This window comes from Pseudomonas sp. NEEL19 (assembly GCF_028751975.1).
Taxonomy (GTDB): Bacteria; Pseudomonadota; Gammaproteobacteria; order Pseudomonadales; family Pseudomonadaceae; genus Aquipseudomonas; species Aquipseudomonas juntendi.
Genome location: NZ_CP081491.1, coordinates 3,195,799 through 3,210,276 on the forward strand (window position 1 = coordinate 3,195,799; position 14,478 = coordinate 3,210,276).

A 14,478-nucleotide genomic window follows, 5' to 3' on the forward strand; every position below is an offset into this window, starting at 1 on the left:
CAACGGCTCAGAACGTGACGCCGGAAACCAGCGCGATATTGCTGTAGGGCTGGCACTCACCGGTACGCACCACCGCCCGGGCACTGCGCGACAGCACCTTGAATGCTTCATGGCTAAGCCATTCGCGCTTGCCCAACTTGCCCTTCAGGCGCTCGAGCTCGACCAGCGCTGGCGGCACCACTTTCTGCATTTCCTCGGCCAGCACATGCCGCTCCACCTGGAGCTCGCTCAGCACGGCGCGCAACACACTGGCGAAGTCCGGCAAGCCAGGGGTGATCGCCAGGTCGATCATTTCCACGCCTGGCGGCACCGGCAGGCCCGCATCGCCGATCACCAGGATATCGCCATGGCCCATGCCGGCGATGGTGCGCGAAAGGGCAACGTTCAGCAGCGGGGTTTTCTTCATGGCACCAGCTCCGCCAGGTAAGGGATTGATGGCTGCGCGCCAGCGCGTGTCACCGACAGCGCCGCAGCACGCTGGCCGAAGGCGATGGCCTCGCCCTCCTCCACACCACGCACCAGGCCCGCAGCGAAGCCGCCAATGAATGTGTCGCCAGCAGCAGTGGTGTCCAGCGGCTGCACCACCGGTGCGGGGTAATGCTGGTGGCCCTCGGGCGTTACCAGCAACGCCCCTTGCGCGCCCAGCGTGACGATCACCTTGCCCGCCCCCGCCTGCAGCAAGCGCTCTGCGGCAAGCTGCGCGCTAGCCTGGTCGGTCACCGCGATGCCGGTCAGCGCTTCGGCCTCGCTTTCATTGGGGGTAAGGTAATCGATGAACGCAAACCATTGCGCAGGCAGCGGGCCGGTGGCAGGCGCCGGGTTGAGGATCACCTGCTTGCCCAGATCGTGCGCCCGCTTCAGCGTCCAGGCCACTGTCTCGACCGGCACCTCCAACTGGCAGATGACCACCTGCGCAGCCTGCAACAACGCCTCAAAGTGCTGCACCGACTGCGGCGTCAGCAGGCCATTGCCGCCGGGGATGATGACAATGCAATTCTGACTGGCGGCATCCACGGTGATCAGGGCTACACCGCTGGACACGCCCGGGCAGGTACTGACGCCCTGGCAGTCGATGCCTTCTGCAGACAATGCCTGGTGCAACTGGCGGCCATAATCGTCATCGCCGACATTGCCAATCATCGCCACGCTGGCGCCCAGGCGCGCAGCTGCTACGGCCTGGTTGGCCCCCTTGCCGCCCGGCACCGTGAAAAAACGTTCGCCGGGCAGGGTTTCGCCGGCGCGAGGCAAGCGCTGGGCGCGGACCACCAGGTCCATGTTGAGGCTGCCGACCACCACAACCTTGGCATTCATGACAGTTCCTTAGCGTTAGCGGTAATCGTTGAACAGGTCCGGGCGCGGCCCGGTGGATTCGCGCAAGACAATGCGCGGGGCGACGATGCGCTGCTCCGCCACGCCTTGCCGGGGTGTGCCGATGCGCGCCAGCAACAGCGAGGCAGCGCTCTCGCCCAGTTCGCGGATCGACTGGCCCACGGTGGTCAACGGCGGGTACACGTAGCGGCTGAGCTCGATGTCGTCGAAGCCGATCACCGACAATTCGCCGGGCACGTTGATATTGCGTTCGGCGGCAGCGCGCAGCACGCCGAAACCGATCATGTCGTTGCCCGCAAAAATGGCCGTAGGGCGCCGCCCCTGCAACACTTGCGCAGCGGCGGCATGGCCGCCCGGGCTGGTGAAGTCGCAGTGCAGCACACGGTCACTGTGCACCGGCGCCTGCGCCTCGGCCATGGCCCGATGAAAGCCGCGCAGGCGCAGCTGGGTTACCCCGGTATCGGCGGGGCCGCCGATATAGGCGATGTCGCGGTGCCCCAGGGCCAGCAGGTGCTGGGTCGCCAGGTAAGCGCCGTGCTCGTGGTCGATGCGCACCAGGTCAGCGTCCACCCCTTCCAGCTCGCGGTCGACGATCACCATGGGCGTACGTACGCCGGCCAGGCTTTGCAGCAGGTCGCTGTCCTCGCCCACCGACGCCACCACCAGCCCGTCGATGCGCTTTTCCAGCAACACGCGCAGGTAGCTGCGCTGCTTTTGTGGGTTGTCGTCGGAGTTGCACAGAATCACGCAATAGCCGTTGCGTTCACAGGCATCCTCGATGCCCCGCGCCAGCTCGGCAAAGTAAGGGTTCACGCTGCTGGGCACCAGCAGGCCGATGGTCGCCGTGCTACGAGCCTTCAGCGAACGCGCCACGGCACTGGGCACGTAGTCGAGTTCGACAATCGCGGCCTCCACTTTCTGCCGCACCTGCTCGCTGACCGGTCGGGTCTTGTTCAATACATGGGACACCGTGGTGTAGGAAATACCCGCCAATGCCGCGACATCTTTGATGGTTGCCATGTTGTCAGTTCCGCCGGCCTGCACGCCGGCTACGGTAAGTGTCGAGCACCACGGCAATGACGATCACCGCCCCGGTGATGATGCGCTTGGTCGGTTCGCTGGCACCGATCTGCGCCAACCCAGCGGCCAGCACGGAAATGATCAGCACGCCGAAGAAGGTGCTGATGACCGAGCCGCGCCCGCCCATCAGGCTGGTGCCACCGATCACTACGGCGGCAATGACCTGCAGTTCCAGGCCCGAGCCCGCATTGGGGTCGGCCGCCTCCAACCGGGAAATCTGGAACAGCGCAGCCAGCCCGGCCAGCAGGCCCATCAGCGCGAACACCAGCACTTTGTAGGGCCGTGGGTCGATACCTGCAAGGCGCACGGCCTCTTCATTGGTGCCGATGCCGATCAGGTAGCGGCCGAACACTGTGCGGGTCAGCACCAGGTGGGCCAGCACGATCACCAGCAAGCCGATGATGAACGCTGGCGAGATGCCAAAGGCGACCGGGTCGGAGAACCAGGCATAGGCATCGCCGATGTAGGCGGTGCGCGAGTCGGTGAACTGGTAGGCCAGGCCGCGGGCCATTTCCAGCACGCCGAGCGAGACGATGAACGAAGGGATGCGCCAGGCCACGGTCACGCTGCCGGTGATGCTGCCGGCCAGCGCAGCCACGGCCATGCCCAGTAGCGCGGCGGGTAGCACGCCCCAGCCCCAACCGAGCATGGCCACGCTCACCGTCGACGCGGCCAGGGCCAGCACCGACCCCACCGACAGGTCGATACCGCCGATGATCAGCACGAAGGTCATGCCGACCGCCAGTACCATCAGGTCCGGGATCTGGTTGGCCAATGTGCTGAAAGTGTTGTACGACCAGAAGTGGCTGCTGAGGAACGAGAACAGCACGATCATCGCCAGCAAGGCGCCGGCCAGGCCCAGGTAGGTGCCCAGGCCATAATAGGAACCGTTGCGGCGCACGGCGGCGCCTTGGCTATCGAGCGGTGTGGTTTTCATACGTCCATCCTGGGGGCTGCCTCATGCAGCAGAGCGTCACGTTTCTGATAACCGGCAAAGGCTGCCGCCAACAGTTGATCCTGCGTCCAGTGCTCACGGTCGAAGGTGTCGATCAGGCGGCCGGCAGACAGCACGGCGATGCGGTCGCAGATCAACATCAATTCGCGCAGGTCGCTGGACACCACCACCAGGGCCTTGCCTTGGCGTGCCAGTTCGGCCAGCAGGCCGTAGATGTCGAACTTGGCACCGACATCGATGCCCCGGGTGGGCTCGTCGAACAGCAGCACCTGGCAGTCGCGCTCCAGCCAACGGCCGATCACGACCTTCTGCTGGTTGCCACCCGACAGCTCGCCAACCACCTGTTGCGCACCGGCGCTGCGAATACGCATGGCCTGGATCTGACGCTCGGCCAAGGCCCTTTCCGCCTCGCCGTCGAGCACGCCGGCCCGTGACACGGCGCCAAGGTTGCCCAAGGCAATGTTGGCGCTGATCGACTGGCTCAGCAGCAGGCCCTCGCCTTTGCGGTCTTCGGTGATCAAGGCTATGCCTGCGCGCACGGCCGCCTTGGGCGAATCGATGGTCACCGGCTGCGGTGGCTGGCCCAATGCGATGCTGCCGCTGTCAGCACGGTCGGCGCCGTAGATCAGGCGCAACAACTCGGTGCGGCCCGCGCCGATCAGGCCGGAGATGCCGAATATCTCCCCCGCCCTGACCTCGAAAGATACCTCGCGCACCTTGTCGCTGCGGGTAAGCCGCTCAACCTTGAGCAAGGGTGCGCCAAGCTGCCGCCGGCCGAGGTCGATGTGTTCGCCCAGTTCGCGGCCCACCATGAGGTTGACCAGTTCGGCGCTGCTGTAGCGCTGGATGGGCTCGTCACACACCTGCCTGCCGTCGCGCAGTACGACGATCCGCTGGGCGACGCGCTGCAGTTCTTCCAGGCGGTGCGAGATGTACACGATGGCCACCCCGCGCGCGCGCAGGCGGTCGATCTGGGTGAACAGCAGCTCCACCTCACGCGCGGTCAGCATCGCGGTAGGTTCGTCGAAGATCAGCACGTGGCAGTCGCCGATCAGGTTACGGGCGATTTCGACCATTTGCTGGTGGCCGATACCCAGTTCGCCGACTGGGGTATCCGGGTCGATGGCATCGAGCCCGACCCTGGCCATGGCCGCCGTAGCCAACTGGCGCAGGCGTTTGTGGTTGATCCAGCCAAAACGGCTGGGCAGGTTGTCGAGAAACAGGTTTTCCGCCACGGTCAAGGTTGGCAGCAGGTTCAGTTCCTGCATGACCATGCGCACGCCAAGGCGCTCCGCCTCGCTGCGGCTGGCAGGGGCGTAGGCCTGGCCGCGGTAGGTCATGTGCCCGGCGGTGGGGGTTTCCAGGCCGCTGATCAACTTGGACAGCGTGCTCTTGCCCGCACCGTTCTCGCCGGTCAGGGCCAGCACTTCGCCGGCCCGCAGGTTCAGGCTGACCTCGCCCAGAACCGGCTGGGCATAGGTCTTGCCAAGGCCGCTGGCAGCGAGCACCACTTCATTGGCCGATGCAGGCATGGCCGGTTCTCCTGGCAGGGTCGGGGCTACTTGGTAACGAGCTTGACTGGGGTCTGGATGACGTTGTCGGCATCCACGTCAGGCTTTTCGCCTTTGACCATTTTCAATGCGGCTTGAATACCGAATACGGCTTGCTGGCTGGCGGCCTGGTCAAGGGTGGCGAGCACGCGGCCATCGGCCAGCATCGGCTTGATGGCGTTGATGTTGTCATAGCCGACCACTTGCACCTGGCCCGCCTTGCCGGCGGCACGCACAGCCGAAACCGCACCCAGCGCCATGCTGTCGTTACCGGCCAGCAGGGCCTTGAGGTCGGGGTATTCGTTGAGCATGGAAGCGGCGACGGCATTGCCTTTGTCGATCTCCCAGTTACCGCTTTGGACCGAGACGATGTTCATTTTGGCGGCTTCCATGGCGTCCTTGAAGCCTGCCGTGCGCTGCTGGGCATTGGTGGTGGTTGGCACCCCTTCGATGATGCCCACCTGGTCACCGGCCTTGAGCTTCTGGTGGGCCAGGTAGTCACCCACCATACGCGCCCCCTTGCGGTTGTCAGGGCCGACGAAGGGCACGCTGATGCCTTTGCTCTTGAGCAGCTCTGGGTCCAGGCGGTTATCGATGTTGATCACCACCACGCCTTTGTCCATGGCTTTCTTCACCGCTGATACCAGCGCCTTGGAATCGGCCGGGGCTATCACCAGCGCCTTGGCGCCGGCGTTGACCATTTGCTCGACGATGCGGATCTGTTCGCCAGTGTCGGTTTCGTTCTTGATGCCGTTGGCAATCAAATCAAACTCAGCGGCGTGGCTTTTCTGGTAGTCCTTGGCACCGTCTTCCATGGTGCGGAAGAACTCGTTGGCCAGCGATTTCATGACCAGGGCGACCTTGGGCTTGTCTTCGGCGTGGGCGGCAGAAAACGGCAAGGCAAGGGAGAGTGAGGAAACGACAGCGAGGGCCAGCAGACGACCGGGGAACGGCAGCTTCATGGACGATGACTCCGAATCTTGTTTTTTTATCGGATCGCAAACGTTTGCGGTACGTAACTATGGAAACAGTACCAGGGTTTGTCAAATCCGTTTTTCAGGTCAGCGGCCGAAACCGTTGGCGCTGATTATCCAGAATCTTTCCGCAAAACCGAACACCTTTTCCTACGCCTGTTCGGATTCTCGAATGGAACACTACCCCCGCAACGCCCCCCCCCTGGGTCGCGCCGGGCTGCGCTGCACCTGCGCCAACCTGCGCTGCGGCCTTGGTTTCGGGGCTGCTGCGCACAGCACTGCAACACATGGCGGTGCCTGCACCACTGCGCGCGCAAGCTGGTATGAAAGATGCCTTGCAAGCTGCGCGATTCAAAAACCATCTCATTTGGAAGAGAGCACAAGAACGATGAATGCCGCACTGAAAACCTTTGCCCCCAGCGCCCTCGCCCTGCTGCTGGTCCTGCCCACCGCCGCCTCGGCCAAGGAAGCCGAAACCCGGCAGAAACTGGCCAACGTGGTCATCCTCGCCACCGGTGGCACCATCGCCGGCGCTGGCGCCAGCGCCGCCAACAGCGCCACCTACCAGGCTGCCAAGCTGGGGGTGGACAAGCTGATCGCCGGCGTGCCGGAGCTCGCCGACATCGCCAATGTGCGCGGCGAGCAGGTGATGCAGATCGCCTCGGAAAGCATCAGCAACGATGACCTGCTGAAGCTGGCCAAACGCGTCGCCGAACTGGCCGACAGCAAGGATGTGGACGGTATCGTCATCACCCACGGTACCGACACCCTGGAAGAAACCGCCTACTTCCTCAACCTGGTCGAGAAAACCGACAAGCCAATCGTGGTAGTCGGCTCGATGCGCCCGGGCACCGCCATGTCCGCCGACGGCATGCTCAACCTCTACAATGCAGTGGCCGTGGCCGGCGACCAGCAGTCGCGAGGCAAGGGCGTGCTGGTGACCATGAACGACGAGATCCAGTCTGGCCGTGACGTGAGCAAGGCGGTCAACATCAAGACTGAAGCGTTCAAGAGCGCCTGGGGGCCAATGGGCATGGTCGTGGAAGGCAAGTCGTACTGGTTCCGCCTGCCGGCCAAGCGTCACACGGTCAACTCCGAGTTCGACATCAAACAGATCAGCAGCCTGCCGCAGGTGGACATCGCCTATGGCTATGGCAACGTGACCGACACCGCCTACAAAGCGTTGGCGCAACATGGCGCCAAGGCACTGATCCACGCCGGTACCGGCAATGGCTCGGTGTCTTCACGGGTAGTGCCGGCGCTGCAGGAATTGCGCAAGGAGGGTGTGCAGATCATTCGCTCGTCGCACGTCAACCAGGGTGGCCTCGTGCTGCGTAACGCCGAACAGCCAGATGACAAGAACGACTGGGTGGTGGCACACGACCTGAACCCGCAGAAGGCGCGGATTCTGGCGATGGTGGCGATGACCAAGACCCAGGACAGCAAGGAGCTGCAGCGGATCTTCTGGGAGTACTGATACCCCAGCAACCTCAGCAGCCACGGGCTGCTGAGGCCCGCTTCACGGTTGCCTAGAGGGCCATGACCATTTCGTGCCAAGCCATGCCGCCGTGGTCGGAGGGCGAAGGCCGCACGTACTGGTAGCCCATCTTGCGGTACAGCTCCACATGCTGCTCCTTGCACATCAGGTGAATGGTCTGCTTGCCTTGCGCCTTGGTCCGCGCAATGAATTCATCCATCAGCCGCTTGGCGTAGCCTTTGCCCTGGTGCGCGGGGTCCACCACCACCGACATGATCACCACATTGGCTGCCTGCGGGTCATGCCCGACCAACTCTTTGAACGCCTCGTCAGCCATCACCACGGCATGGGCACAGCCACTGTTGATGAACCCCACGATGCCGGCCTGCTCTTCGAGCAACAGGAAGCCTTGTGGGTACTGGCTGATACGGGTGCGGATCTTTTCCAGGGTGGCCGCCTCGTCGCCCTCGTAGGCACTCACCTCAATCTGGTAGCAGCGCTCGGCGTCGGTCATGACGGGCTGGCGGAATTGCAGGTTGCTCATGGGCAGGCTCCGGGTAACAAAATGGCAAGCCGGCCATTCTAAACCGCTGGCTGGCATGCGCGCAGCCGTTGCAAGGCACTTTGGCCACAGCGCTCTGCCACCGCGAAGCAGTACGGCTCAACCGTACAGGTAGTCGATATCCTTGTAGGCCAGCGGCGGCACCTGGCCCATCAGGAAGTCACGCAGCTTGTGCATCTGCCGCGCCTTGGGGCTGGCCTTGAGCCAGGTCATGTAGTACCCGTCGCCGGTGGCCACGGCATGCTTGAATGGCGTAACCAGGCGCCCGGCCGCCAGGTCGGCACTGGCCAGTACCAGATCGACGACCGAAATGCCCAGGCCCTGCTGGGCAGCCGAAATGCCCTGGTCCAGCGTGTCGAATACCTGCCCCTGGTCGATACTGATGTGCAGCGCGTCCATCCGCGCCAACCAGCGCCGCCAGTCGCGCCGGTCGGGGGAAGGGTGCAGGAACTCGCACTGCGGCAGGTCGCTGAGGGCTGGCTGCGCTTGCGCCATGTAATCGGGGTGGCATACCGGTATCAGCCACTCGTCGAACAGTTTGAAGCTGTCGATATCGGCAGGGAAGCGCCCGCTGGCCAGAAGAATGGCGCAGTCGTATGGCTCGGAATAGAAGTCGACGCTGTCGATGTCCATCCACACGCTCGACAGCTGCACACTGCAGTGGTCTTCGTGCTTCTTGAACGCATCCAGCGCCCGCAACAGCCAGCGTACGGTCAGCGTGGAAGGCGCCTTCAGGCGCAAGCCATAACGGTCCTGGCGCAACAACGCGCAGGCATTTTCGATGATCTTGAAGCCCACTTTCAGTTCCTGGGCCAGCACACGGCCATGCTCGGTCAGGCTCAGCTTGGGCCCACGGCGCTCGAACAGGTCGCAACCAAACATGGCTTCTAGAGTCTTGATGTGGTGGCTGACTGCACCCTGGGTCAAGGCAAGCTCCTCGGCCGCACGGGTGAAGGAGCCATAGCGTGACGCCACCTCGAAGGCACGCAATGCGTGCAGGGCCTGGATGCGTTCCGACATGGCGATATCCCGAGCATGAGTGAGACTAATAGTAGGTCATAGTTCCACGCGTTTTACAACGTGAAGTGCGTCTCGGAAAATGCAGGTAAAAAACAAATATAACCAAGATCCTGCCTGCATATGACTGGAACGTTCATTTAAATTCACGCCTGGGGAAATCATGTTTACGGGATATGGAAATTGCTATCGCCTGGATGCGCTAGAGCTCGCCGCTGAACATGGTCATGACATGCAACACTGGACGTACACCACCGTAGAACAATTTCGCACCATTCTCGCCAACCCCGAATTTCCGTGCCTGTTCGGCCGCAAGGCGGTAAACGGCGAAACCTGTTACATCCTGTTCGCACGCGCCGAGCAACTGGCGGATGATATCGCACAGGGCCTGGCCGATTATGTGCGCCTCATCGCACCTGTCACACCCCGGCAGCGCATCGGCAGCCCACTGGTGGTGTTTCTGCAGACGGCAGCCGACAGCAGCCTGAGCGAACAGCAGGCGCTGGCCTGGAAGGTGCTGCGCGGGGTGCATGCGCGCGATCCCCACCCCTGGCCACAGGGCATACCGACCGACCCCGCCGATACCGGCTGGTCGTTCTGCTACGCCGGCATGCCGCTGTTCATCAACATGAACTTCCCCGGCCACCAGCGCATGAAAAGCCGCAACCTGGGCCAGCACATCACCTTCGTCATCAACCCCCGGGAAAACTTCGACGAAGTGGCCGACACCAGCAGCGAAAGCGGCCGGCGCATCCGCGCGCGCATACGCGAGCGGGTACACCACTACAACGATGGCGTCGTGCCCGACACCCTTGGCGCTTTTGGCGATGCCGACAACTACGAATGGAAGCAGTACCAGCTGCAGGAGGCAGGTTCGCTGAACCCGTCGCGCTGCCCGTTTCATACCCACACCGCACACCAGCCGACACCCGACATACTGATCGAGAACTGACCGTGAATACCGCACTCACCGCCACTTATGCCCTCACCGTCCTGCTGCTGATCGCCACGCCCGGCCCAGTGGTGGCACTGATCGTCAACACTGCGGCCGCTTCGGGCTCGCGCAAGGCCATGTTCACCGCCGTCGGCACCAACTGGGCGTCCCTGGTGCTGATTGGCGCAGCCGCCTGGATCATCCTCACCAGCGCGGCCATCGACAAGACCTGGCTCAACATCATGAGCCTGCTGGGCTGCCTGTTCATCGGCCACATTGCCGTGGGTACCCTGCGCGAGGCGCTGCAGGCGCCGGCTGCTGCGGCCTCGAACGAGGCCCCGAACGAGGCGGCCAAGCCCGGCCGTGGCGGGCTGCTGCAAGGTTTCATGGTGGGCATTTCCAACCCGAAGGACATCATCTTCTTCATCGCCTTCTTCCCGCAGTTCATCCAGATCACCGAGTCGTTCGGCAAAAGCATGGTGGTCCTGTCGCTGCTCTGGGTGGCCATCGACTTCGCTGTGCTCAGCCTGTACATCTTCGCCATCGGCAAGATCGCCTCGCAGCGTAGCAACCGGGTCATCAGCCTGGCGTCCGGCGTGGCGCTGCTGCTGATCGCCGCAGGCGGCCTGCTGTACAACCTGAAAGAACTGGCGGCCTGAAACTGCTGTGCACCCTACGGCGCCATTGAAGGAGCATTCATGAACCCCACCCACACCAGTCCGCCTCCTTCGCCGCTGCCACAGGACTACCAGCGCTTTCTGCTGTGCGGCAGCCGCCGCGCGCCACACACCGTGCATGTGCACGAAACCAGCTACCGCTCCGGCACCATCAACACCGATGCCCTGGGCCTGCGCTACAGCCATTGCGCCGGCAAGCGCTTTTCTGCGGGCGAGCGCGGCGGCGCTTCACGCATCAACTTGCTGGTGGGCGGCTCGACAGCTCTGGGCATCGGCGCCAGCTCCGACGAGCACACCGTGGCCTCGCACCTGTCGATGCTCACCGGCGAAGTCTGGCTGAGCCTGGCCGGTTGCGGGCTCAATGCCAGCCAGGAGCTGCTGTTGTTCCTGACCCACCAGCATCGCCTGGGCCAGCTCGGCCACGTGGTCGTGCTTAGCGGCCTGAACAGCCTGGCCCACGAAGCCCTGTGCGAAGTGCTTGCCAGCCCCGCAGCGGCCCATGGCAAGGCTTACCAGGACTTTCTCAACAGCTTCAGCGAAGGCCTGCAGCCTGCCACCGCCGCCCGCCGGCAATCGTTGTGGCGGCGCATCGGTCAAGCCTTGGCGCCGCCGCCGCCAGCCGAAGCCGTGGGCAGTTGGCCGCTATCTCCCCCGGAGAAGCGCCTGGCCCGCGCTGCCGACACCATTGGCCGCACGCTGCGGCAGTGGGACCGGTTGCTGGCCGACAGCCACGCCACCCTGACCTTCATCCTGCAACCGTTGCTGCCCTGGTGCCGGGAAACCCTGCCTGCCGGCGAACAGGCCATGTTGGCGGCACTGGAGCAGCAGCCGGGCAACTTCGACCGGCTGCTCGACGGCGCGCTCGACAGCCAACTGCACTCGGCGTTTTTTCGCCGCATCAAGAGCCAGGCCGATCCGGTCCCCTGCTACGACATGAACGGCATGCTCAGCAGCTCGCCCGTGTTCGGGGCAGATTTGTTCATCGATCGCCTGCACCTGAACGACCTGGGCAACAATGCCTTGGCCAAGGTGATCACCGCCAAGCTGGGCCTGGCCCAGGAAAAACACGCCCAACGTAATGTCACCCCTATCAGACTCGTCTGACATTTGCACAGCGGCCTTTCGGCCAGGCCCCTTGGCTGGCTAGAATACGTGGTCGTTCCGATTTCCCCGAGGCGCAATGCTTGACCGCCATGACCGTCGAAACCGTGCACTCTTACCTGGCCGCCCATGGAGTTCACCTGTGAGCCTGGCCATGCGCCTGCCCGCGCTACTGGTTGCGTTACTGCCGCTGGCTGCCCAGGCGCTGGAGGTTAATATCGACCCGCATGCCGACCTGCTCTACCGCCAGGCGTTGCCATTGCTGGAACAGGCCGACAATCAGGAAGAAGGCAGCAGCACCCTGCGCACGTCGCTGGGCGCCGACCCGGAGCTCAGCCGCCAGGGGCAGGCAATGGCTCACACCTTGCCTACAGCGGTGGCCCTTTTGAAAAAGTCGGTCGAGCTGGGCCACCCGGTCGCCCAGTACCGGTTGGCCCTGTACTACATGACCTACCTTCCCGCGGCGCAGATCCCTGAAGCTGCCTGCCCGTTGCTCGAAGCCAGCCTAAAGCAGGGCTTTGCCGCACCCGCACCGGCCATCGCCACCTGGTGCCAGCCCTACAATGCCAGTAGCGATTACCGCACAGCCCTGGAGGCCATCCCCAGCATGGCCACCGTGTACGCCCCCTATTACCCGCAGCCTGCCACCCACCTGGCCTGCCGACGCAACCAGCCACAAGGCCTGGAAATGCTGTGGGGGCGCCAGCGTGACTACCAGGCCGAGGTGTACCGCCTGCTCAGCGAACTGGACCCACAGCACCGGTTGAGCCTGCTGCAGAAGGCGGTCGACATCAATGGCTGCGTGACAGCGCAGCAACACCTGACCCGGCACCCCTAGCCGGTGCCCGGGGGCATTACGGGCGCTCACGCCAAAAGCGCTGTCGACCAGCAAGATCGTTCAAGCCAACCCCCTGCCCGTCTGGCATGCTGGCCTGCCCTGTAAACGCATTGCAGACACCATGCCCACCATTGCTCGCCAAGCCTTTCTCCACGGCGCCATCGCCATCCTGCCGCTGTCCCTTGCCGTCGCCCCTTGGGGCCTGCTCGCCGGGTCGATGGCCATCGAGGCCAACCTAAGCCCTTGGCAGGGCCAAGGGCTGTCGGCCATCGTTTTTGCCGGCGCCGCGCAACTGGTGGCCATCGGCATGCTCAAGGGCGGCGCCAACCTGGCATCGATACTGCTGACCACTTTGCTGTTGACCTCACAGCACCTGCTGTATGGCCTGTCGATGCGCCCAGTGCTGTCCAACCAGCCGCTGCGCTGGCGGCTGGGCCTGGGCTTTCTGTTGACCGACGAATTCTTCGCCCTGACCAGCCAGTACGACCAGCAGCAGTTCAACCGCTGGTACGCGTTAGGGGTGGGCCTGACCTTCTACGTTGCCTGGAACCTCTTCACCCTGGCCGGTATCCTGCTGGGCCAGAGCATTCCACACCTGGACCAGTACGGGCTGGACTTTTCCATCGTCGCCACCTTCGTGGCCTTGATCGCGCCGCTGGTGCGCAACCTCGCCACGCTGGCGTGCGTAGCCGTGTCGCTGTTCTGCTCGGTACTGTTCAGCTACTGGCACTGGGAGACCGCCCTGGTCGCCGCCGGGCTGCTGGGCATGAGCGCCGGTTTCATCTGCCAGAAATTTGCTGGCGCACGCACATGACCTGGGTGCTGATTTTTGCCATGGGGGCCATCGTGTTTCTCAACCGCTACGCGTTTCTGGAACCACGCCTGCCCTTACGGCTTAGCTCCAACGCGCGGCAATTTCTGAGCTTTGCCGTGCCGGGCATGCTCACGGCTATCTGCGGCCCCATCATTTTCCTGCCCGAGCACCAGCTCGAACTGAGCCTGCTCAACCCCTACCTGCTGGGCTCACTGGCGGCCATCACCTTGGTGCTGTTGACCCGCAGCGTAGTGCTGAGCATGCTGGTGAGCATGTTGATCTTCTTCCTTTTGCGCAGTTGGCTGGCATGAGCGGGGCACTGCGCGAGCAGACACACCTTTGGCAGGCGCCAGCGCTGGGCGACGTCGAGATGCTGCACGCGCGTTACGTTCAGCAGCGCTTCGCCCCGCACGTCCACGAGGGCTATGTGTTCACCGTGATCGAGTCCGGCGCCCAGCGTTTCTGGCACCGCGGCAGCGAGCACCTGGCCCCGGTCGGCAGCATGGTGCTGATCAATCCGGACGAACTGCACACCGGCGCCACCGCTCACGAAGCCGGTTGGCGCTATCGCGGTTTCTACCCCGACCATGAACGGGTCACAGGGGTGCTCGAGGAACTGGAGCTGGGCCGTCACGGCATGCCCAGCTTCAAGGCCAGCGTGATCCAAGACCCGGCGCTGGCCGTTGCATTCAGCCAACTGCACCAGTTGTCCGAAGCCGGTGCCAGCGCCCTGCAGCAACAGACGGCCTGGCGCCAGGCGGTGCTGGCGCTGGTGCAGCGCCATGGGCAATGCGCGGCGCCTTCGGCCCCCGGCCAAGAGCCCCTGGCAGTGGCCCGCGCGCGCGAACTGCTGGAAAGCCGGCTGGCCGACCCGCCTTCGCTGGAGGCGCTGGCAGCGGCGGTCAACCTGTCGCCATTTCACTTCGCCCGGGTGTTTCGCCAGGCTACCGGCCTGCCGCCGCATGCCTGGCTCAAACAGCGGCGCCTGGCCCGTGCACGGGAAATGCTGAAAAACGGCCTGGTGGCGTCGCAGGTCGCGTTCGACCTGGGCTTTGCCGACCAGAGCCACCTGAGCCGGCAGTTCAAGCAGGCCTACGGCGTGCCGCCGGGCGTCTATCGCAGCGCCTGCCGGCCAGGCTGAGCTGTGGCACCTCGCCACAGGCAGGCCGC

Annotated in this window: 16 protein-coding genes; 8 read left to right on the forward strand and 8 right to left on the reverse strand. The window is 64.0% G+C overall.

Annotated elements, in window-relative coordinates; all coding sequences use genetic code 11:
- Positions 1–7: 7 nt before the first annotated feature.
- From rbsD to K4A76_RS14260, 6 genes are read right to left on the reverse strand one after another with little or no spacing between them, the layout of a single operon-like run.
- On the reverse strand, positions 8–406 hold the full coding sequence (gene rbsD / locus K4A76_RS14235) for a D-ribose pyranase (protein ID WP_009685887.1): 399 nt from the start codon (positions 404–406) through the stop codon (positions 8–10).
- Positions 403–1,311: a ribokinase gene (gene rbsK / locus K4A76_RS14240; protein WP_274410533.1), complete on the reverse strand. Its 909-nt coding sequence runs from the start codon at positions 1,309–1,311 to the stop codon at positions 403–405. Before rbsK ends, rbsD begins: the two co-directional genes overlap by 4 nt.
- A gap of 15 nt (positions 1,312–1,326) precedes the next feature.
- A complete protein-coding gene (locus tag K4A76_RS14245) occupies positions 1,327–2,349 on the reverse strand; it encodes a LacI family DNA-binding transcriptional regulator (RefSeq protein ID WP_047149978.1) in 1,023 nt (340 codons plus the stop codon).
- 4 nt (positions 2,350–2,353) lie between these two features.
- The gene (locus K4A76_RS14250; RefSeq protein ID WP_047149979.1) at positions 2,354–3,346 is read right to left on the reverse strand and encodes an ABC transporter permease; all 993 of its coding nucleotides are present in this window, start codon (positions 3,344–3,346) and stop codon (positions 2,354–2,356) included.
- Positions 3,343–4,896, reverse strand: coding sequence for a sugar ABC transporter ATP-binding protein (locus K4A76_RS14255; RefSeq protein ID WP_274410534.1), 1,554 nt, complete (start codon positions 4,894–4,896; stop codon positions 3,343–3,345). The genes K4A76_RS14250 and K4A76_RS14255 overlap by 4 nt, the downstream gene beginning before the upstream one ends.
- A 26-nt stretch (positions 4,897–4,922) precedes the next feature.
- Positions 4,923–5,876 (reverse strand): sugar ABC transporter substrate-binding protein, encoded by a 954-nt coding sequence (locus tag K4A76_RS14260; RefSeq protein ID WP_274410535.1) that lies wholly within the window; start codon positions 5,874–5,876, stop codon positions 4,923–4,925.
- 400 nt (positions 5,877–6,276) lie between these two features.
- Between K4A76_RS14260 and K4A76_RS14265 the strand changes: the two genes are divergently transcribed.
- Complete coding sequence (locus tag K4A76_RS14265) at positions 6,277–7,365, forward strand: asparaginase (RefSeq protein ID WP_009685895.1); 1,089 nt, start codon at positions 6,277–6,279, stop codon at positions 7,363–7,365.
- 52 nt (positions 7,366–7,417) lie between these two features.
- Here the strand turns inward: K4A76_RS14265 and K4A76_RS14270 are convergent, their stop codons facing one another.
- Complete coding sequence (locus K4A76_RS14270; protein ID WP_274410536.1) at positions 7,418–7,909, reverse strand: GNAT family N-acetyltransferase; 492 nt, start codon at positions 7,907–7,909, stop codon at positions 7,418–7,420.
- A 117-nt stretch (positions 7,910–8,026) separates the two neighbouring features.
- Positions 8,027–8,947: a LysR substrate-binding domain-containing protein gene (locus tag K4A76_RS14275; protein ID WP_029884919.1), complete on the reverse strand. Its 921-nt coding sequence runs from the start codon at positions 8,945–8,947 to the stop codon at positions 8,027–8,029.
- A 160-nt stretch (positions 8,948–9,107) separates the two neighbouring features.
- Here K4A76_RS14275 and K4A76_RS14280 point away from each other — a divergent pair, with 160 nt between their 5' ends.
- From K4A76_RS14280 to K4A76_RS14310, 7 genes are all read left to right on the forward strand, one after another.
- Positions 9,108–9,896 (forward strand): YqcI/YcgG family protein, encoded by a 789-nt coding sequence (locus K4A76_RS14280; protein WP_182366533.1) that lies wholly within the window; start codon positions 9,108–9,110, stop codon positions 9,894–9,896.
- Positions 9,897–9,898: 2 nt separating this feature from the next.
- A complete protein-coding gene (locus K4A76_RS14285) occupies positions 9,899–10,537 on the forward strand; it encodes a LysE family translocator (RefSeq protein WP_115294176.1) in 639 nt (212 codons plus the stop codon).
- A 39-nt stretch (positions 10,538–10,576) separates the two neighbouring features.
- A complete protein-coding gene (locus K4A76_RS14290) occupies positions 10,577–11,659 on the forward strand; it encodes a hypothetical protein (RefSeq protein ID WP_274410537.1) in 1,083 nt (360 codons plus the stop codon).
- Positions 11,660–11,798: 139 nt separating this feature from the next.
- Entirely contained in the window at positions 11,799–12,494 is a 696-nt protein-coding gene (locus K4A76_RS14295; RefSeq protein ID WP_029884916.1) for a hypothetical protein, read from the forward strand.
- Between the two features lie 121 nt (positions 12,495–12,615).
- The gene (locus tag K4A76_RS14300) at positions 12,616–13,308 is read left to right on the forward strand and encodes an AzlC family ABC transporter permease (protein ID WP_029884915.1); all 693 of its coding nucleotides are present in this window, start codon (positions 12,616–12,618) and stop codon (positions 13,306–13,308) included.
- Positions 13,305–13,619 (forward strand): AzlD domain-containing protein, encoded by a 315-nt coding sequence (locus K4A76_RS14305; RefSeq protein ID WP_274410538.1) that lies wholly within the window; start codon positions 13,305–13,307, stop codon positions 13,617–13,619. The genes K4A76_RS14300 and K4A76_RS14305 overlap by 4 nt, the downstream gene beginning before the upstream one ends.
- The gene (locus tag K4A76_RS14310; protein ID WP_182389948.1) at positions 13,616–14,449 is read left to right on the forward strand and encodes an AraC family transcriptional regulator; all 834 of its coding nucleotides are present in this window, start codon (positions 13,616–13,618) and stop codon (positions 14,447–14,449) included. The genes K4A76_RS14305 and K4A76_RS14310 overlap by 4 nt, the downstream gene beginning before the upstream one ends.
- The last annotated feature ends 29 nt before the right edge of the window (positions 14,450–14,478 follow it).